Origin of the sequence: Kordiimonas pumila (assembly GCF_015240255.1) — a bacterium.
Taxonomy (GTDB): domain Bacteria; phylum Pseudomonadota; class Alphaproteobacteria; order Sphingomonadales; family Kordiimonadaceae; genus Kordiimonas; species Kordiimonas pumila.
Map to the genome: position 1 here is coordinate 409,865 of NZ_CP061205.1, position 19,521 is coordinate 429,385.

Annotated in this window: 16 protein-coding genes and 3 pseudogenes; 6 read left to right on the forward strand and 13 right to left on the reverse strand. The window is 47.2% G+C overall.

The window, feature by feature from the left end; all coding sequences use genetic code 11:
* Nucleotides 1-10 precede the first annotated feature (10 nt).
* Nucleotides 11-163: pseudogene (locus ICL80_RS18085) on the forward strand (IS3 family transposase); the annotation flags it as partial.
* Nucleotides 164-200: 37 nt separating this feature from the next.
* On the opposite strand, the pseudogene ICL80_RS01615 reads toward ICL80_RS18085, so the two are convergent.
* Together ICL80_RS01615 and ICL80_RS01620 are read right to left on the reverse strand one after the other, a co-directional pair.
* Nucleotides 201-509: pseudogene (locus ICL80_RS01615) on the reverse strand (transposase); the annotation flags it as partial.
* A gap of 134 nt (nucleotides 510-643) precedes the next feature.
* On the reverse strand, nucleotides 644-2,158 hold the full coding sequence (locus ICL80_RS01620) for a Fic family protein (protein WP_194214392.1): 1,515 nt from the start codon (nucleotides 2,156-2,158) through the stop codon (nucleotides 644-646).
* Nucleotides 2,159-2,715: 557 nt separating this feature from the next.
* On the opposite strand from ICL80_RS01620, the gene ICL80_RS01625 reads away from it, so the two are divergent.
* Nucleotides 2,716-2,973 carry a hypothetical protein gene (locus ICL80_RS01625; protein WP_194215946.1) on the forward strand — a complete coding sequence of 86 codons (258 nt, stop codon included), beginning with the start codon at nucleotides 2,716-2,718 and terminating at the stop codon, nucleotides 2,971-2,973.
* On the opposite strand, the pseudogene ICL80_RS01630 reads toward ICL80_RS01625, so the two are convergent.
* The 4 genes and pseudogenes from ICL80_RS01630 to ICL80_RS01645 all read right to left on the reverse strand — a co-directional run.
* A pseudogene (locus tag ICL80_RS01630) lies at nucleotides 2,907-3,147 on the reverse strand (IS3 family transposase); the annotation flags it as partial. The gene ICL80_RS01625 and the pseudogene ICL80_RS01630 overlap by 67 nt on opposite strands.
* Before the next feature lie 254 nt (nucleotides 3,148-3,401).
* Complete coding sequence (locus ICL80_RS01635) at nucleotides 3,402-5,030, reverse strand: enoyl-CoA hydratase-related protein (protein WP_194214393.1); 1,629 nt, start codon at nucleotides 5,028-5,030, stop codon at nucleotides 3,402-3,404.
* A 120-nt stretch (nucleotides 5,031-5,150) separates the two neighbouring features.
* Nucleotides 5,151-6,521, reverse strand: coding sequence for a phenylacetate--CoA ligase family protein (locus ICL80_RS01640; protein WP_194214394.1), 1,371 nt, complete (start codon nucleotides 6,519-6,521; stop codon nucleotides 5,151-5,153).
* 40 nt (nucleotides 6,522-6,561) lie between these two features.
* Nucleotides 6,562-7,317 (reverse strand): enoyl-CoA hydratase/isomerase family protein, encoded by a 756-nt coding sequence (locus ICL80_RS01645; protein ID WP_194214395.1) that lies wholly within the window; start codon nucleotides 7,315-7,317, stop codon nucleotides 6,562-6,564.
* A 465-nt stretch (nucleotides 7,318-7,782) separates the two neighbouring features.
* On the opposite strand from ICL80_RS01645, the gene ICL80_RS01650 reads away from it, so the two are divergent.
* Nucleotides 7,783-8,832: a M14 family metallopeptidase gene (locus tag ICL80_RS01650; RefSeq protein WP_194214396.1), complete on the forward strand. Its 1,050-nt coding sequence runs from the start codon at nucleotides 7,783-7,785 to the stop codon at nucleotides 8,830-8,832.
* Nucleotides 8,833-9,075: 243 nt separating this feature from the next.
* On the opposite strand, the gene ICL80_RS01655 is transcribed toward ICL80_RS01650, so the two are convergent.
* The 7 genes from ICL80_RS01655 to ICL80_RS01685 form a co-directional block, all read right to left on the reverse strand.
* Nucleotides 9,076-10,083 carry an NADPH:quinone oxidoreductase family protein gene (locus ICL80_RS01655; RefSeq protein ID WP_194214397.1) on the reverse strand — a complete coding sequence of 336 codons (1,008 nt, stop codon included), beginning with the start codon at nucleotides 10,081-10,083 and terminating at the stop codon, nucleotides 9,076-9,078.
* A 45-nt stretch (nucleotides 10,084-10,128) separates the two neighbouring features.
* Nucleotides 10,129-11,394 carry a spinster family MFS transporter gene (locus tag ICL80_RS01660; RefSeq protein WP_194214398.1) on the reverse strand — a complete coding sequence of 422 codons (1,266 nt, stop codon included), beginning with the start codon at nucleotides 11,392-11,394 and terminating at the stop codon, nucleotides 10,129-10,131.
* A gap of 55 nt (nucleotides 11,395-11,449) precedes the next feature.
* Nucleotides 11,450-12,625: a RidA family protein gene (locus ICL80_RS01665; protein WP_194214399.1), complete on the reverse strand. Its 1,176-nt coding sequence runs from the start codon at nucleotides 12,623-12,625 to the stop codon at nucleotides 11,450-11,452.
* A gap of 145 nt (nucleotides 12,626-12,770) precedes the next feature.
* Complete coding sequence (locus ICL80_RS01670; protein WP_194214400.1) at nucleotides 12,771-14,972, reverse strand: TonB-dependent receptor; 2,202 nt, start codon at nucleotides 14,970-14,972, stop codon at nucleotides 12,771-12,773.
* A 425-nt stretch (nucleotides 14,973-15,397) separates the two neighbouring features.
* Nucleotides 15,398-16,111 carry a GntR family transcriptional regulator gene (locus tag ICL80_RS01675; protein ID WP_194214401.1) on the reverse strand — a complete coding sequence of 238 codons (714 nt, stop codon included), beginning with the start codon at nucleotides 16,109-16,111 and terminating at the stop codon, nucleotides 15,398-15,400.
* Between the two features lie 248 nt (nucleotides 16,112-16,359).
* Nucleotides 16,360-17,385 (reverse strand): YeiH family protein, encoded by a 1,026-nt coding sequence (locus ICL80_RS01680; RefSeq protein ID WP_194214402.1) that lies wholly within the window; start codon nucleotides 17,383-17,385, stop codon nucleotides 16,360-16,362.
* Nucleotides 17,386-17,387: 2 nt separating this feature from the next.
* Complete coding sequence (locus tag ICL80_RS01685; protein ID WP_194214403.1) at nucleotides 17,388-17,645, reverse strand: DUF6356 family protein; 258 nt, start codon at nucleotides 17,643-17,645, stop codon at nucleotides 17,388-17,390.
* A 123-nt stretch (nucleotides 17,646-17,768) separates the two neighbouring features.
* Here ICL80_RS01685 and ICL80_RS01690 point away from each other — a divergent pair, with 123 nt between their 5' ends.
* From ICL80_RS01690 to ICL80_RS01700, 3 genes are all read left to right on the forward strand, one after another.
* A complete protein-coding gene (locus ICL80_RS01690; protein ID WP_194214404.1) occupies nucleotides 17,769-18,236 on the forward strand; it encodes an Lrp/AsnC family transcriptional regulator in 468 nt (155 codons plus the stop codon).
* A gap of 242 nt (nucleotides 18,237-18,478) precedes the next feature.
* Entirely contained in the window at nucleotides 18,479-18,889 is a 411-nt protein-coding gene (locus tag ICL80_RS01695; RefSeq protein WP_194214405.1) for a RidA family protein, read from the forward strand.
* A 95-nt stretch (nucleotides 18,890-18,984) separates the two neighbouring features.
* Entirely contained in the window at nucleotides 18,985-19,470 is a 486-nt protein-coding gene (locus ICL80_RS01700) for a RidA family protein (protein WP_228073747.1), read from the forward strand.
* Nucleotides 19,471-19,521 lie beyond the last annotated feature (51 nt).

Sequence of the window (19,521 nt, forward strand, 5' to 3'; positions counted from 1 at the left end):
CGTACACGGTAATACCCTTGAGCTGGCACTAACGGAATCTGGCTGTGATCGCAAAGCTGATATGCCGTGTCTGCTCAGTGACAATGGCTCTTCCTATATGGTTGAGGAGCTTGCAGGCTTTCTAACATCAAAGGGGATGAAGCATGTGCGTGGCAGGCCCTATGGTAATCCCCCCTAAATATGGGGGTATTACCCTACAGCTTTCGCTTAATAACATCCTGCAACATTGCTTTGTCCAAGCTCAGGTCTGCCACAACACGCTTGAGTTGACGGTTCTCTTCCTCCAACTGCTTGAGCCGCTTCATCTCTGAAGGCATAAGACCTGCGTATTTTTTCCGCCAATTATAATATGTTGCATCTGATATGCCGGCTTTGCGGCACATTTCAGATACTGGCGTGCCATCTTCCGTCTGCTTCAAAATGAACGCGATTTGCGCCTCGGTAAACTTCGTCTTTTCATAGAATTCTCCTTCTCCCAAACAGGGGGCATAATTAGAAAATTCCAGCATTACGTGGTCTAAAGTTCGGGAAGCAGGTCAAAGCTTTGACCTCATTGCTGGGTATATGATACACGGATGGCAAAGGAGTTTTGTCATGAGCCTAGTCAGAACTCTATTTGAAACTTTTAGTATCCTCAGAACAGTCACTCAACAATACAACTCGCGATGAAGTCTGCAAATGGCACTATGTTTCCCTCGACGCTCGCGGCTTCAAGAGCACTCATATAGTCGCTACGGCGTTCCACAGGGATAATAGTCCACGGGTACCCGCCTTCAGCCATCATAACATTCATGAGAAAACGGCCAGTGCGACCATTCCCATCAGTATACGGGTGAATATAAACAAATATGAAATGGCCGAGGACGATACGAACAGTAGGGTCCTCTTCAGCCTCCAGAAGCTCAAAAAGCGTTTGCATCGCACCGCGAACAGACTCTGACGAAGGAGGTACATGCATAGACCGGCGAATATAAACAGCTGTACTGCGATAGCCCGCTAAGTCTGAAGGCTTTAAAAGACCTACCGCAACACTTGGCGCAAACAACTCCCTGTACCAACCACCATGATCCTCATCTGCAACCCGACCCGGGTTTTCACCTTCAAGGCATTTCTTGACACTTTCCCTGACCTTCTGGAAGGCCTGCCAATAACCTCGGGCTGCCATAGCATCACGTTGCTGCCTATCCACCTCCTCCGCGTCTGGGTTCCAGTCTCCTGACCGAACACGCTCAATGAGATCATGATTAACTCGGTAACCTTCAATCGATAGCGAGTGGTAAGCATCAGTGGCGTATATATCATCAACATCTGCAAGATACACCTGCACATCCTTTTTGGGCTTAGCCGCAAGGAACCGCCCAACGATGTCTGCCCGCATTCTTTGCCACATCAATCTAATACGCACCGAAAGTGGATTTTCTTCTCTTAAATTACCCACGGAGGGCAACTTCTCTTCAAAGGGGTCATGCTCCCGCACGTCAAAATCTGCAGCACGCATTATGGATAGTATCTCATCAGCAAGACGGTCACGTCCGATATTACGAAAGGCACCTGCTAGCCTTCCAGCGATCGTGCTATGCCCCCCATCGAGTAACGCTCTCAGCAAAGCCGATGCATCTTTTACCACCACAAGAGCTGTACGCAACTCAGTGGGACATTGCCTGTAGTAGGAAGGAGAACAAGACATCAGCGCCACCGGCAATGAAAACAACCGCAATCCATTTCTGACATCAATGTCTTGCTCACTTGGCAGACTAGCCTTCACATCAAATAAGGATGTTCCATGCGGGAGGTTTGTTACTTTATTACGGGCCTTAGACGAACGCACCAACAGTTGTACTGGCACCTGCATATTACCGGCATGAAGCTGGAGGGATTGCTCTGGTGACAAACACCAGTCACTTCCAAATCTGGATGTTAGATACGTAGCACAAAACTCCCAGTACGACGCATACCACGCTGTACTTTCCCCAACTGCATCATCTAACCGCGCCGGAATGTACCAACCCTTCATGACCTCCTGAAGAAAACCATGCTTCAAGAGACGCTCCCGGTGTGTGCGTGTCAGGTCGGCAGAACGAATTGCTCCCAGGCCCTGATCCTGCAGTTTCTTCAAAGCCTCCAACGAACTAACAAGTTTCTCAGAAGGGCTTGCCATTATGTATCCAATTATAGCTTATTGAGATGATTATATTTTAGCTTTTCATGCTGTATTATAATTAGCTTATTGCGTCAATTTTTATTTAGCTTATTCTGCTTTTCCAGAACGATGATTGCGCTATATGACATCTGAATTAAGATAAATGGTGGCATCATACGTTAACAATAAATCAGAAATTTAAAAATTTATCCCGCCATTTTGCAAAAAATATTCATCCCCTTTAAAATTACTTTAATTCATCTTATGACATATTAAATACAAATCGCCATAATACCTTGATATTATTGGATAATATTAATCTATATAAATTAACGTAAAATAATAGACGTGCTTAGGTTCTATATTCAGGTGCTAGTTCTCTTTACGGGAGTGGAAGTTCGAGTCTTCTTCAGGGCACCAATTCAAAATTTCCAAAACATATTCATTTATATCAAACCCTTTCAAACCAAGGGTTAGCGCTAATTTTTGCTTGTGCGCTATTTCCATATGTTGCCACATTGTTCCAAATAATTTGAATGTGCGTGCACCAAATATGCACCAGAGTGAGATATTGAATGGCATCCTTCACCAAACGCGGCACCAAAGGGCGCGCAGTCGTCAGCTATAGGGGCAAGCGCTACTCAGCCACCCTTGCCACTAAAACCGAAGCTAAAGAACGGGCCAGCCGCAAAGAGCAGGCTTTAAAGTCGTATGCCTCTGGCGATATGGGGCGCTTTAAATCTGTGGGAGATGCTTTCATGCGCTACGCCCGTGAAGTATCCCTCGCCAAACACTTCTTGCCTGCCTCCATAAAGTCCTTCGAGCATTTGTAATAGACGCCCTGAGCAATGCCTTCCCTGCGGCAAAGCTCTGCAATGCTGTCTTCACCGCGCAAGCAGTATAATGCGGATCTTCTCTTCCGCATTATACTGCTTGCGAGTGGCTCTATGAATGTCTTTAACCACTTTGCTTGCCGAAACTTTAGGGGCTTTCTGTTTTGCTTTCATTTCCGTTCCTTACGTCACTACTATGAAACCAAAACACTCACTTAGTTACAATATCAATTCTGAAACATAGGCTCTGACGGGGAACAACCATGACTATGCCTTTCGAGGAAAGTCGCCATATGAACGAATAACCCAAAATAGCATAACTGATCTCTATAACGTGCGTACCTATATTGATGCTTTTGGAAAAATAGAGCCATAGCTCAGGTGGAAGATCACCACACTAAAAGTATAGAAGTTTCTAAAATACCCACTTATTTAAGCCTCAGGAAATCAGCCTGAAACATAGGCCCCCCCCTTTCACGCGGGAACCCAAGCCTGTGTATAGCAACCACATCAATATCAACGGGCCTGCAAGCAATACCCTCTTCAATCATTCTGATGCCCTCTTCAATCATGGCTGTCAGGCACATTTGAATAATCTCTGCATCCTCTATCTGCTGACCCTTGGTCGGCGTATTCGGCCTATCTATACCTATACCCCGAACAGGCCCGGCCGCCATCCCCCAGTCTTCTAGGGCAGCATCAATCTGACGTGGCAGCGCACCAACCTGAAGTAACGAAAGAACCGTACGTCTGTAAGCTGCAAAAATCCGGTCACCGATGAACGCACCGTACGCGCCTGTAACAACCGCTATTTTTCGTATTTTCTTACTCAGCGCCATTATAGTTGCCAGCACACCAGATGCTGTTGCGCGGCAAGGAGCGACCTCAATCAAATGCGCTGCTTGGTCATCAGGTGCCTTAAAACCAATCAAACGTGTGGCTTCATGTGCCCCTGTAGAAAGCACATCTAAATCGTGCCCTGAGACATTAAGCGCAAGCATAGCATCCCTTGAAACAACAGCCTCGAGACGGTTTAAAAGCTGTTTTTTATCTTTCAAACTCCCCGGCACCAAATCTATTACCAGGTCAACCTGGGCAAAGGCCGCGAGATCACCATTACAGCTCTCAACCACAGTAACATCCAGACTAGCTTTCTGTAACGCTGCCATGAAGTGCTCATGTAAAGCGATAGACCCAACAACTCCCACTGAAGTAGCGGATCTTGGTTTAACCTCACACGGCAAGGCCGACACCCGGACAACAGTGCGTTCCCCAAAAAAGGCATAGCGCAGACCCTTTGAAACTTCAGAGTCTGCAAGCTTTTCAAAAAACTCCGCCTCTCGCTTTAAACCTGAAGCAAAATCGGCTGACATCCCTTCTACGCAGTCTAGAATATGTTGCGGTGCCTTATTCAATACTGGTTTCATTATTGAGCGCCGGGTTTTGACTGCCATTATCTTATCCGGCGGAACGGGCAAATCACTTGTTCTGCGCACAGCCAGTTCATCGGCATCAATCAATTCAAGGGCAGCTTCTACAGCACAGCCATCCACAACAATATCAATAAGAGCGCAAGAAAGAGCCTCTTTAGCAACAATGGTCTTACCTAACAGCATCATATCAAGGGCTCGCTCTGCCCCAACCAACCGCGGCAAACGCTGCGTCCCGCCCACGCCTGGTAGTAGCCCCATAGTTACTTCAGGCAGAGCAAAACGCGCACCAGCATTAGCTATACGGTAATGACCTGCCATTATCAGCTCAACACCGCCCCCAAGGGCCATGCCGTTGACGGCCATAACAACAGGCTTTTTTGACATTTCAACACTATTCAGAAAATCTCGCATAGCACCAACAAGGTGTAGTTCCTTGAGGTCTGCACCGCCGCAGAATACCCCATCTGAGCCTGTTAGAATAACAGCCTTGCAAGAAGGATCTGCCATAGCCTGCTTCAAGCCCTGCCTTAAAGCAGCGACCATGCCGTTCTCTATGCCCAGCACGTTTGCTGAACCATTAGATAATTGCAAAACAATAGCTTGCCCTTTACGGGACGCGTTCACTAACACCCTTGGTAATCCTCTATTGTTTGCCTCCGGCTCAATGCGAGCCGAAGCACGAACATTTATATTGTTGAGATTATTTGTACTGAACAGATGCCAGCACCCTAAGCAAACAGCGAATTACTTATATTTTGGCTTTGAAAGTGTTCGAACCAACTTGGCTTTTCCTGTTGCACCGTAATCAAGCGTAAAGTCAGATGAGGCAACCAAATGAACGCGTGCGCGGAACCTCAATTTGCTCTGTATAGCGTCTTCAAGTCGCGCCTTTAGTCTATCAAGCGGTTCTGTACCCACGTTTGGTTTCAGGCATACTTCAACATCCACCGGGGCTTCTACCACCGCTGAAGACGAATAACGCAAAATTTGAATATCGCCGCTCACCAATTCAGAACTCCGCGCCACTGTATCACGCACGGCAGTAGGGAATACATTCACCCCCTTAACGAGCAACATGTCATCAATACGGCCTCTGAATTCAATACGCGGGCCCGGACGCCCACAAGGGCACGGATCTGTGTAAACACGGATCAGGTCTTTGTCACGCCACCGGATAAGGGGCTGACACTCTTTCACTAAGCCCGTGAAAACAATTTCGCCCTCTATCCCGTTTTCAAGCGGTAATGGGTTTAAGTCTTTGTCCAAAATTTCCATAAGGGCATTATCATTAGCAAAGGTATGGATACCACTATGTGCTTCACATGAAACGCCCAAAGGGTTCGTGCACCCCGTACCACCAGACATATCGTAAATCTCAGCGCCACCAAAACCTACTGACAGCTTTTCACGGATTTCAGGAATGCTGCCGCCCGGTTCCCCAAACACTAGGATTTTCTTTATACCAAAATCTTCTGTCCGCCACCGAGTTTTCTCCGCAACTGATTTGATCAGATGCAATCCATAAGAAGGAGTACACATAAAAAAGTCGGGACGTGTATCAATCACTGTCTGTGCAAGCCGCTCAGTTTTTGCGAGCCCACCAATCGGGATAACGCCGTACCCAAGGTTCAGCATGGCATCAACAGACGGGATCCCCACAACCCACATGCTCATGACACCGGCAAACATCGCCCTGTCACCACGCACTAGGCCCATCCTTGCTGCCATTCTAGCAAAATGATCTTCTGAAACGGCACGGTCCCTTGCCGTGTATCCAATATAAGTAGGCGCTCCAGTTGTACCCGATGAAGCACTCACTCGGTTAATATCACGAACATCGCATGTTACATGCATACCAAACGGATGCCCTAGTTCTTCGCGTGAGCGCTCTTGACTGATGCGCTCTTCTTCTTTGTCAAAGAATGGATATGCCGCATAATCTTCCCATGAGCGAAAGCGGTGCGGATCAACGCCCGCAGTTTTAAATTTTTCCCGATAATAAGGGGAGGTTTCATAAACACGAACGAGTTGTTTGCGCAGCTTTGAGAACTGAAGGTCTTTTAAGGCCTCACCTGTCAAACACTCTACATCAGGACGGTGTAAAATTTTATTCATTAGATCACTACCATGATTTTATTACCTTGAGCCAGATAGCTTAATTTCTGGCACTTTCACGAATCTGCGTCCGGATTTCAGCACCGTGTTTTCTAAGGGCCGAAGCGCCGCCTGGCACCCTTGCTTCATAAACAAGTGATTTCACCAAAGCCACACTGGAAACCGGCGCTGATGCAATTTTAGATGCCAGAATAAAAGCAGTGTCCCGAACCATCTCATCCGACACAACTTCATTCACCAGACCAACCTTATCTGCCCACTGTGCATCTTTCCAGTTACCTGTCAGTAGTGCCTCAAGTATATAGTTTGCACCAAGGCGGCGCGCTGCAAGCAGGGGTATATCAACGGGCGGAATACCTAGCGCTACTTCCGGCAACGCAAACCGTGCTGATGTGCCACAAACCACTAAATCACTGGCAAGAACCATCGCAAAACCTTCACCAACACAAGGACCAGTAACACCGCACACAATCGGCTTTGTAATGACACCCGGCTGCAAAAAATCAAGATCAAGCTTATTAGCATCAATAACACCGCTCTTTGCTTTACTGATCATATCAAGATCACCACCCGCACAAAAAGCCGGTCCGTTCGCCGCAATCAAAATGGCATTAACATCTGTATTTTCCTGATGAGACCTCATCGCCTCATTAAACAGGTCATACATCTCAGCTGACATTGCATTACGCTTTTCTGGACGGTTAAGAATAAGAAAACCGACGTTGTCGCGAACACCAGATTGCATCAAGGCTTTTTCATTAGCGACTATATCATGATTTGAGTTAAATGCGGTCATAATGCAAACACTTTACTCTGATCAGCATTTTCCATTTCTTGCTGACAAAAGAAGCCAAAGCTAGGGACCATAATATCTGCCCTCAGATTTAATAAGTTTTTGTGCATTGTATTCAGCGATCTCTTATTCCCAGATACTACAACCATGTCATTTCATTGCGGCCGCAGGCTTTGGAGCATTACTCTCTACTATTGACATTTTATTTATTGATTTATGGAATGTCAATAAAGCAATTTAAAATTTCAAAAATATAGCTGCGTTATATTTAGCTATTTTTTTTCATATATACCTGTATTTACTATATAAACAGCCGAGCCACACAAGCACTTTTTATTGTATCTTCTAGATTAATTCTCTTTGTTATACATCCCTGCCATAACCATTTCATGAAAATTTCATTGATTTGTGTTTTTCAGAATGTTTATACTGACATTTCATAAAACATTCGATTATGAAGAGGCGGCAATGCAAGAACAACCCGAGATAGCTTACACGGTGATTGATCGTATTATCGAAGAAGGCAAACCCGGCAGCATTAATCGGGGTAGAATTACACTGGGTACACGCGCTACTGGTGCTAACATCGCAATCAGTTATATCGTTGTGATCGGCAGCGAAGCCGGCCCGACCCTGTGGATTAACGGACAGGTGCACGGCACAGAGGTCTGCGCCATTGTTGCTGGCATAGAATTTTGCAATAGCCTTGACCCTACGTCACTTAAGGGCTCTGTTGTGTTCACGGCAAGCGGTAATCCCCTTGCCCTTGAAAGCCGAACATGGGCAACACAGCAGGATTTTGGTCAAAACCTTGACACCAGTTTTCCGGGTCGCCCAAACGGATTTATAACCGAGCGCATGGCTCATCGTTTATTCTGTGAGATTTTGGCGGTGAAGCCTGACCTTCTCTTAAGCATGCATGCACAAGGCACTGATTTTGCCAGCAAAATATACGGCGTTTATAAGTTACCTCCCAATTGCCCTATTGAGCCTGCTTACCTTTACCGGTTTCTAAAACATTTTGACCCCTTCGTCGTTTGCCATCAAAGCGTTCTGCCTGGGGCTGGGGAACATCCCGGCAACCATGCTGGTGCGCTCGATTATATGGCGATGGTCAACGGGATACCCGCCTTTATGGTTGAGTTCGGTGTCGCTCAGCGTGCTACCCCCGAAGAAGTGCAACTAGGGATACAGTGCTACCGCAGTGTGTGTGCAGAGCTTGGCATGCTGACCATGCAGGCAGTGCCTGCGGAGGCAAAAAAATCATATCTGGTCAGCGCCCGCGGTCACTTGAACATTGATACTGGTGGCATTTGGCAATCTCCCCTTAAACCCGGTGTTCTTGTAAAAGCGGGCGAACCCCTTGGTACTATTACTGACTTTACCGGCATCCTGCTGGAAACGGTTACACTACCAACCGATGTCCTTCTAATCGCCGTTCGGCTGGACCCAATCATTCACACAGGCGACAGTATCGCCTATATTGCCCGTGACTGGGTTGAAGCAGAGCTCGTTTAACTGGGATCCTATTTCTGCCAGCCGGGGCCCTGTGCATCAATTATCTGGCTGGCCCGAACACCTGAAAGATCACCCACATATGCAATTCTGTCACCCTTGATTGCAACATCCACCGCCCGGCCCTGTGCACCCGATCCATCATAAACGGTGCCGCCGCAATGTCATAGATAGGTTCACCAGCACGGCTTGCTGTCGTTAATGCAAGGCATAGTAATAAACTGGGCAATAACCTTGATAGTCGGTTTATTCCTCGCAAGGGCGCACAACTACCTTCCCAATCACAGACCTGCTGGCAAGGCGGGCAATCGCCGCACCGCCATCTGCAAGGGAGTAGACTTTATCAATGCGAGGGCGGATCTGCCCACCAGCCCACCATTTGAACAATTGTTCCACATGCTGGCGGTTGCGTTCAGGGTTCCGCTGCAGGAAACCGCCCCAAAACACACCACGTATGTCGCAAGATTTCAAAAGCGGTAAATTAAGCGGCATTTTCGGAATGCCTGCAGGAAAGCCCACCACCAGATAGCGCCCTTCCCATACAATACTACGGAGGGCAGCTTCGGCATAATCACCGCCCACAGGGTCATAAATAACATCAGCACCGTTCGGGCCAACAGCTTCCTTAAACACCTTAGCCAGCTCTTTGGAGGCCTCCTTATCAAACGGTCCCCTGCCATAAATGAGGGTACGGTCTGCGCCCGCCGCCCGGGCGGCAGCCGCTTTTTCTTCACTGGAAACAGCCGCCACAACAGTTGCGCCTAGTGCTTTGCCTATTTCAATAGCCGCAATGCCAACACCGCCCGCAGCACCCATAATAAGCAGGGTTTCCCCTGCTTTCAGCGCCCCTCGGTCCACCAGCCCGTGGATGGTTGTTGCGTAGGTAAAAATAAGGGCCGCGCCTTCAACCGGATCAAATTTTGGCCCTAGTTTTATCGCCTGACCCGCCGTTACAAGTGCTTGTTCCGCCAACCCGCCGTCGCTTCCCAGCATAGCAATCAGCCTGTCACCAACCGCCCAGCCGGTCACGCCTTCGCCAACCTCTTCCACCACACCAGTAATTTCACTGCCTGGCGCAAACGGGCGCGGCGGTTTAAACTGGTATTTATCTTCTATCACCAGCACATCAGGATAGTTGATACCACAGGCGAGTACACGAACACGCAGTTGCCCTGCACTTGGCGTTGGTGATGGAATATCCCTCAATTCAAGTGTTTCAGGGCCGCCTGGCGCGGTGGATAGCAGAGCCTTCATCAGAGCATCTCCAGATAATGAGTTAAATATACAGCGCAGACATATCTATCCAGCCTGCGTCACTGCACCCGCCGCTTTCGTGTTCACAGAAAGATAGGACCCAACCGCCACGAAGCATCCCCCAACGAAAAGGGCAGGCGCCGCCAGATAAAGAAGCGCCTGTTGCAGAGCTTCTTGCTGGCCCACAATCGGCGTTAGAAAATCACTAAAAGCCCCCACGATTAAAGGCCCCGCACCGAAACCGACAATATTCAGCATCAAGAATATCAGGGCTGTAATCATGGCATGCACATTCGACGGCATGATTTGCTGGGAGTAGCTAATGATGGGCGCACTGCACGCTGGCACAAGCGACGCAGATATAGCAAAATAAATAAGAATGCTTGTCGGTGTATCGCTTAAGAATGTCAGAGCAGCAAACGGCGCACTTAAGGCAAACAGGCTTGCAGGGATCCAAAGATTCCAGCGGTTATCGCGGCGGGCTAACCGGTCCGCCATTACGCCCACCAAAATGGTTACAACAAGACCGCCTACACCGTTAATAGCACCGATAAGCCCCCCCGCTTCTGTTCGTGTCATGTCATAAGACCGGATCATCAATGTCGGTAGCCACGTCATCATGGCCGCAAGTGCAAAAACAGCAAGTGAACTGCCAACCACATACCAGCGAACAGCAGGCACACCAATGATGGTGCCTAGTGATTCCTTAAAACCTAGCTTAATTTCCTTTTGTGACTTGGTTGTCCGCACCGGATCGCGCATGAACGTGAAAACAACAAAACTCAGTAAAATAGGCAAAATTCCAACCGCTATAAAAGCCGCACGCCAGCCGTAATCTGTCGCGATCCACCCACAAACCCAAAGGCCAATGAAAGACCCAACAAAAAAACCACACTCTGTAATGGAGAGAGCTGTTGTACGCTGAGAAGGCGGATAGATATCCGCAATAATTGAATGGGCTGCTGGCACACACGGCGAAGCACTAATGCCAAGACCACACCGCGCAAACGCAAGCTGAACAAAATTTTGCGCCATCCCACACAGCATTGTCATACCGCCAATTACCATAAGGGCGCTGCCTATAAGCTTACTGCGGTTTGACCGATCTGAAAGGTACGCCATTGGAATACCCGCAAGCACATAGAGGGCAACAAAAGCAAAGCCTGACAAAAACCCTAACTGTGCATCACTGAGGTCAAGATCATGTTTAATATCCTCAAGCAAGATCACAATCGCGAGCCGGTCAATCGCATGGATGATGATCATGAGAGTGATGATCAAAAGAATAGCGTGTCGGCGAATATGCCTCATACTTTGCCCAATCTATAATTGTTCAAGTTCATGATGCCCCTATCAATCGTGGCTTTTAGTCATTGTCCGCAGAGTCTAAAATAACAATCCCATCAACAGACAAAAGCGTGCCTTCTATTACTGGCGGCAAGCCTTCTATCCCCGTAGATGCAGGCCCCGGATCGCTTAGGCTTTCCATGCGTGCATTTAAGTTATCCAACCAATTATCGAGATCCGCCTCACCTTCAAAATATGTTTTTATCTTCGCAAGGTCGCTAAAATCCGCGCCGGCCTTGTTCAATGCCTTGCCTAAGCGGCGCATTACCTCGCGGGATTGGGCCACAATATTTTCTGCATGCAGAACCGCCCCCGTTTCATCCACTGAAAATTGGCCACTCGTAAAAATAACATCGCCGCAGCGCAGTGTCTCAGCAAAAGGCCAGTCAATATCAGCAGAAGGGGCTGTAGCACGGCCAAGGCGTATTTTTTTAAACCCAAAGCCTGAATTCGCAATCACTTCCAACTCAACTGCAAAATCGGATTTACTGGTCTTCGGCAATAGCGCCGCATGATATGCTGGCGGCATATCTGCAAAGGCCGCCGCCAATGCGCGTTCAATATCACTGTGTTCCGCTGCCGTTAGGTCAGCTGGATAATAAACATACAGGCGGCACACATCATTCAGACCAGCCCCCAATTCACCAAGTATCGTACGAAGGCCCGCGCATATATCTTTACTGTCACCGTTTACCCGGCTACTTGCCAGCACCCAATCACCACGCCGAACACCCGTGACAACACCCTTTTCATTTGCTACACATGTCTGTGGTCCCTTGATAGCCATCGCATCAATTTCCACAACATGGCCTACAGTCGCAAAACTGGGCACCCGCGTTATCATCATGAGAGCTTCCCCACACTCAGGAAACTCTTCAAGGATCATGCCCCGGAAAGCTGCTTCATCCTCTATAAAATCTGCATGGTAAAATACCTGCAACTGAGCCAGCTCAGACAGGCAGAAACCTGTTCTGGCCATTAATTCATAAATACTGCGCATACATGAAACGGTCTGCGATATAATATCATCTGTATTTAGAACTCTCGCATTTTCGCCTATGTCCATTTGCCCGTTCGTGATGCACCAATCACCGACACGCACGGCACGGCTAATCTTAAAACCCGGCGCTGCCTTTTTAACGAGCGGGGAGGCCCCAATATACAGCCGTTCAGTTACCATTTCATGTTTACTCATTTTAACCTGTCCACGTAGATCCCACTTAACTTTCCTAACAACATGGAAGAAAGGGCTTAGAAAAACTGTCTTCAAAGACACTGCTATCCGGCCAAATATCAACCGGATAGCTTTTTGTTTTCATATGATGTCAGTATGGGGCGGCTTAAAAGTTAACGCCAGCCCTAACACCCCATGTACGCGGCGTGCCCCACCATGTGTAACGTGTATCAAAGCCGTTCGGCGTGACCACATAAGAGGCGTACTGAGTGTTGGTGACATTCTCAACAAACACCTGTACATTGAACTTATCATCATTATCATGCCAGAAGGCACGAAGGTTACCAATGCCATAGCCTTTTTGGAAATCCCGGTCGTTATTATCCACCTGGAAGAACTGCTTGGCTGTGTAGTTAAAGTCTGCTTGCACAGCAAACTGACCTACTGACGTTGGATCAAAATCATACCGAATTAAACCATTAGCGGTGAAATGCGGTGTCGCTGGCAGTTCATTGCCGTCGATCGGCGTAGCAACACTAGCAGGCCCCGTGCTGTATGTTGTTGTTGGATCAGCTTTAATCTCTGTATTAAGCACTGCTGCCCCAAGCATAACACTCAGTTGATCAGTAACGCGGCCAGAAAGCTCCAGTTCAGCACCATAAATTTCCACATCACCAAAGTTGAAAAGACGGGCAACTGGTAGCGCGTTTACAATCTGCGTAACGGTCGCCTGCTTGTCTTTCACAAGGTTCCTGAACACCGCTGTTGAAAGATTAACTCTAGGGCCAAGCTTCAGTTTGGCGCCCGCTTCAAGCGAGAAGCTTTTTTCTGGCTGCGTTGGTATCGCAGCTGTTGCATCACCAAACAGAAGGGTTGTGTTAAAGTCAGGTGATTTATAACCGGTTGATGCATTCGCATAGAGGAAAACATCATCGGTCATCTGCCAGTTAGTGCCCACCCGCCACGTAAATTCATCAACTTTTACACCGTCATTTGCATCAGGGGCAAAAGCAAAAACAAGATCAAGGTCTTTCTTTTCGCTCGTGTACCGGCCACCGAATTCCACACCAATCGTGTCAGTAACAGGCACGTTAACACTTGCGAAAACCGCCCCGGATTCTGTTTTAATCCGGCCTATTGTGTCTATCGCATCACCAAGGAATTCCGGAACAGTGCTGGTCGCTGTTCTGTCATCATTATAGTAAAAGCCACCAACAACCCAATTGATTTCATCATCGCCGCCACCGCGCAGTTGCAATTCCTGTGAGAACTGCTGAGCATCAAGCGTGTAGGGCACTTCAGCATTCCCAAGGAAACCACCTTGGGCACTGCCGTCACCGTCTTCCGCAAAAATACGGTCATAATCAAGGTAACCGGTGATGGAAACCAGCTGAAGGTAAGGCGTGATATTCCAATCAAGGCGCGCGCTGAATTCTGCAAAATCCAGATGATTAGGAAGGCCGTCTTGATCACTGTAGATAACCTTTGGGTCAGGCTCACCAAAACTGAAACCCGTACCGTTCACGCATTCATTTGCCAAAATCTGTGCTGTAGCACACGGCGCAAACGTGCCCGGCTCAAGCGTTCCTTGCCCACCGGTAGAATGTGCAACACTGCGATCTTCCGTATAAGCCGCCTTCAAAAGCAAGGTCGCATTTTCACCAAGATCAACACCAAGCTGTGCACGACCAGACATCACATCGCGGGAAGCCCAGTTAACGCCGCCCGGAATACCAAGGTTTTTCTGCCAGCCATCGTTTTTATCATAATAGAAAGAGACACGGCCACGGACACCATCAGCCAGCGGTCCACTTACAGCGCCTTCAAGCCTTTTGTCATCAAATGAACCATAGCCCGCCTGTACGTAACCCTCAAATGTGTCTGTTGGCTTTTTAGTAACAACCTGCACCAAACCCGCCGTTGTGTTACGGCCAAAAAGCGTGCCTTGTGGACCGCGCAGTACTTCCACACGGTTTATATCATATAAAGGCGCGCGCTGAAGGGCACCTGCACCGTAAAAAATATCATCAACAGCAAAACCAACGGGCGATTCAGAGGTGTCATTAAACACTTGAAGGCCGTCGCCCCGAATGCGGTAACGCGGCTGCAGGCCTGTATCAACATAGTTGAAGTTTGGTGTTTGAATTGCCACAGCATCAAGCGTACCAATACCCGCGTTTTGGAGCTGCCTACCACTAAAAGCTGTTACGGAGACTGGCGTTTTGCCAAGCAATGTTTCTCGGCGTTGGGCCGTGATAACAATCTCTTCACCAATATCGAATGAAGGCTCCGCTGCTTGAGCACTTAAACCTGCGCCAGAAAGCAAAGCCGAACATGCGCCCGCTAATAATAAACTTTTCTTAGTCATAGTAACCACCCCTTTCTTATGCGTCTATGCGCGACATTTCCTCTATACATTATTTCTATATATGATCACATTTCTTTATATGATCAAAATCTATTTAACATTTTTATATAAGCTTATTGGAATGTCAATAACTAATTATGAAATTTCATTAAGCTAATTTTGTAATACAAAGCTCGCTATTAATAACTTTTATCTTATTGGAAAAGCCAAACAGGCGGCTCCTATTAGCCTGCACAAGCTCAGCGCCAAAGCACAGTTACCGGGGAATAAAAAAGAAAAAGCAGGATGGTGCATCAACGTAGGCCAAGCCTACATACGCAGCGGAATATCAGATGATTTGAAAAAATTAAAGCAGCAAAGACTGCTTATTGAGCACACCAGAGTCAATAATTACATTATAATTTCAAAATTTCAGTATTGAAATTTCAGTATTCGCTATTATTAATTCTGATAGGCAAATCACTAAAATATCGAGATTTCAATAAAGCATCAATGACAAGTCGTTCGCTTTCCCTCACATGTGATTGAAATCTTAGAGCTGCTTCTTCTGCATCACTCTTTTCCAGAACTGTAAAAAGCGCTTCATGTTCATCAATATTTACATCACTACTGGCGTGGCCTTGCCCACCAACCTTCACAACAAAGTATGCAATACGATTTGACTGATCGAGCAACTGCTTTAACACTTTTTCCAAGATCGGGTTATTCGTTGCTGCGTATACTTCTCTGTGAATTTCATTGTGCACATCAAGCATGCCATGTTCACCAGCATGTGCCCCTTCAACATATCTCGTGTTTAAATCACGCAGCTTATCAATATCAACGCGCCCCACGCAGGCACGCGCAGCAAGCCCCTCAAGCGAAGCCCGCATCTCAAAGGTTTGCCGAATGCTCACCAAACTGATATCAGACACATGAAACCCAAGACGGGGAACTGGCGTGATCAAACCATCGTGCGCCAAAAGCGCAAGAGCCCTACGAACAGGACTGCGGCTTAGTTCATACTTCTCGCACATTTGAGCTTCGGTAATATCCTGTCCCGGCAGGATTTTGCAACGAATGATCTCTCTGTATAGGAGCCGGTACGCTTTTTCACCCAGATCGGCTTTATCCGAACCTTCATCAGGTTTATTGAGCATTCATCACTCCTTGATTAATCACTATTTTCCTTACTACCTTATATAAACTTATAAGGAAACCAGCACCGCTTCTCACACTTGGCATAAATATATAATCAAAATCTTATAGATGAACGTCAATCCTTCGGTCAAACACAGAATGACCTGCAATACTAATCCTATGGTTCATAGCCAACCCGAAAGGTAAGATAACAACAAGGAAGCAGTGACATTTCAGGAAAAGTTACGCTTTATGAATAATAAAGACTTCATATTAAAACCGCTAGTACGAACACAGCGAGCAGGCATGTTTGCAAGGCCAGCGCAAGAACAGGGGCATATCCAATGGTGAACAGTTTCTTTAGTGACGTCTTCATGCCCAGCGCCGCAACAGCTGCAATTAAAAACCAGCGCGACACATCCGAGAGGAAGATCGCCATACTCTCTGGCAGCACCTCTATGCTAGCAAGCCCTACAAACGCGAGAAAACCAAATAAAAAGAACGGGATAACGGGCGGCCGCTTACTGCCCCTTCTTGCGTCTAGTTCTGACCTAAAGATAAGCCCTATGATCATAACCACAGGCACCAAACATGCGACCCTCAATAGCTTCACAACAGCTGCCACCTGCCCTGTTTCGTCGGAAATCATATACCCAGCGCCAATAACCTGCGCTACGTCGTGAATGGTTGCCCCAAGGAAAACCCCTGCTGTTTTATCGTCCAACCCAATAGCATTAATAAGAACAGGATATAAAACCATTGCAATGGTACTAAGCGCCGTTACGCCGACAACTACGAGAAGGGTTTGGCTCTCTAGTTTTTCACTGTCTTCTTTGTCAACTGGCAGAACCGAGGATATAGCCAAGGCCGCAGAGGCACCGCAAATGGCAACAGCGCCCGCCGATAAAACACTGTAACTTTTGTCAAGCTTAAGAAGCCTGCCTAAAAACACCCCGCCAATGATAGTGAGTGTAACCGCTGCAATAACCAGCTCTATTGTGGACAGGCCAAGCGCAGCAACATCTAGCCATGTTATCTGTAGCCCAAGTAAAGCAACACCAAGCCTTAATATAGTTTTGCTGGAAAGCCTGATGCCGGGCTGGCACCTATCTGAATCTGATAGAAAGTTAAGAGCCATGCCAAACAGAAGGGCATAGAGCATAACCGGGCCACCTAGCCTGCTGGAAATATAGTAGGCAGACGCCGCAATCATAAAGGAAACCATAACCCCCGGGGCATATAGGTTCCAGCGATGAGTGAGCGGCAAAAACTGAGCGGTTAACTGCGCTGACACCTTTAGGCTGCCCGTTCATGTGAAGTATTATCACCCTTACGGTGAGAGGTTTGCTTATGACGGTTCATCACCATTTTATCATGCAAATTTACAATGGCCTTACTACCCGTACTTACACACAAACACGGAATGAAGGCATGGACAAGGCAGGCCAAACCGCCTGTAAACATTTTAAAACTAAATGTACATGCTTGAATAAAATGCTGAAAATAGCTTTCATCAACGGACTGAGGATGATTTAGGAAAATCTTTTTAAACATAAAACTGGCCTGCGCTTATTGTTACAATAAGACAAATTATAGTTGCTATCGCCCACATAAAATCCCATATTATCCCTTAATAATATTAAATATTGGGATAATTTTTTATACAATGGCTTTATCATGAGAAAAGTTGATAGCTATGACGTTCGCTTGTTGAAACTACTGCAACAAGACACAACCCTATCCATTGCTGATATGGCAGAAGAAGTGGGGCTGTCACAAAATGCCTGCTGGCGGCGATTAAAAACACTGGAAGAAGAAGGCTATATTTTAAAAAAGGTTGCCCTCTTGAATTACAAAAAACTTGGTTGCGGTGTTACTGTTTATGTCACTGTACGTACCAATCAGCATACCGAGGACTGGCTAGAAAAATTTGCCAAAGGGATCCATCTCATCCCAGAAGTTGTGGAATTTCACAGAATGAGCGGTGATGTGGATTATTTCCTAAAAATCCGGGTCCGCGACATTGATGACTATGACCGCATTTATAAAAAAATCATCAAATGCGCACCCCTTGTTGACGTGTCATCGTTCTTCGCTATGGAACGCATTAAGGAAACAACGGAAATCCCTCTCTCATTGCCCTGAGGTAGCCCGATTCCTTAACTACCACACTAGTATTTTACTATTTTTACCCCTGAACCGCACTGGGCATTCGATCAAGTGCGCACACATCTATGCACAGATAAAAACACAAGTCATTATTCTATAATAGCTTTTCTCCCCAACGTCCGAAAGCCGATAGGCTTCCCTTCTATTACTTGACATATAACCTCTACATATGTAGTAATTTTCTATACTATTAATTAAATCATTACAAAGAGAAAATAATGGCACAACCTATCACCTACTTGAATCCGACAACACTGCCTGATGCCAGTGCTATGGGCCACTCGCAAATCACCATCGCAGAAGCTGGGCGTACCGCATACATTTCAGGACAAGTTGCCTGGCAAGCAAACGGCAAACCTGTGCCCGCAACACTAGCCGGCCAAACAGAAGTTGTGGTTGCCAATTCCAGAGCAGCTCTGGAAGCAATTGGCGCTACAGGGAAAGACATCGTTATGGCACGGCTTTTTATTACAGGCGGGATATTACCTAATACCGCAGGAATAGTAATGCCTCAGATTATTGAGCTTTTTGATGGCGGAAAGCCAAGCATAACTGCAATCGGTGTTCTCAACCTTGCCGGGCCTGATCTGCTGCTAGAACTGGAAATGACGGTTCGGTTACCTGCCTAATGCCTAACCACCTTACCCAAAGAATTGAGAAAACAGATACGGAAGAGCCAATTGCAGCTGACACATAACTGACCATCATATTAAAGGAAGAAATCATGTTGAAGTCCAAATATTTACGCACAGTGATGGTAGGCGGTGCCGCCATTATCACAGCACTAACCGCCACAATACCTAGCTTTGCACAACCAATAACACATTTAAATCCGTCCACACTGCCAGACGCAGCCGCGGCAGGCTATTCACAGATTACAGTCATGGAAGCTGGCAAACTTGCTTTCATCTCTGGTCAGGTTGCTTGGCGCGCAAACGGCGAACCTGTTCCTGATACTCTATCAGGGCAGACAGAAGTGGTTGTGGCCAATGCTCAGGCCGCTCTTAAGGCTATCGGGGCATCAGCAAAAAACATCGTGATGGTACGCGCCTACATGACAGACTTAAGGCCCGAAACCATTGCAGAAGTTATGCCCCACTTAAACATTCTGTTCGATGGTCACCTACCAAGCCTGACAGGCGTAGGCGTTACTGCACTGGCGGCACCAGATCTGATGATCGAACTCGAGATGACAGTGCGCCTTGACTAACTAGAGCATAGACCCCGCGCCAAGCGGGGCAATTCCAACAAACCTCAAACG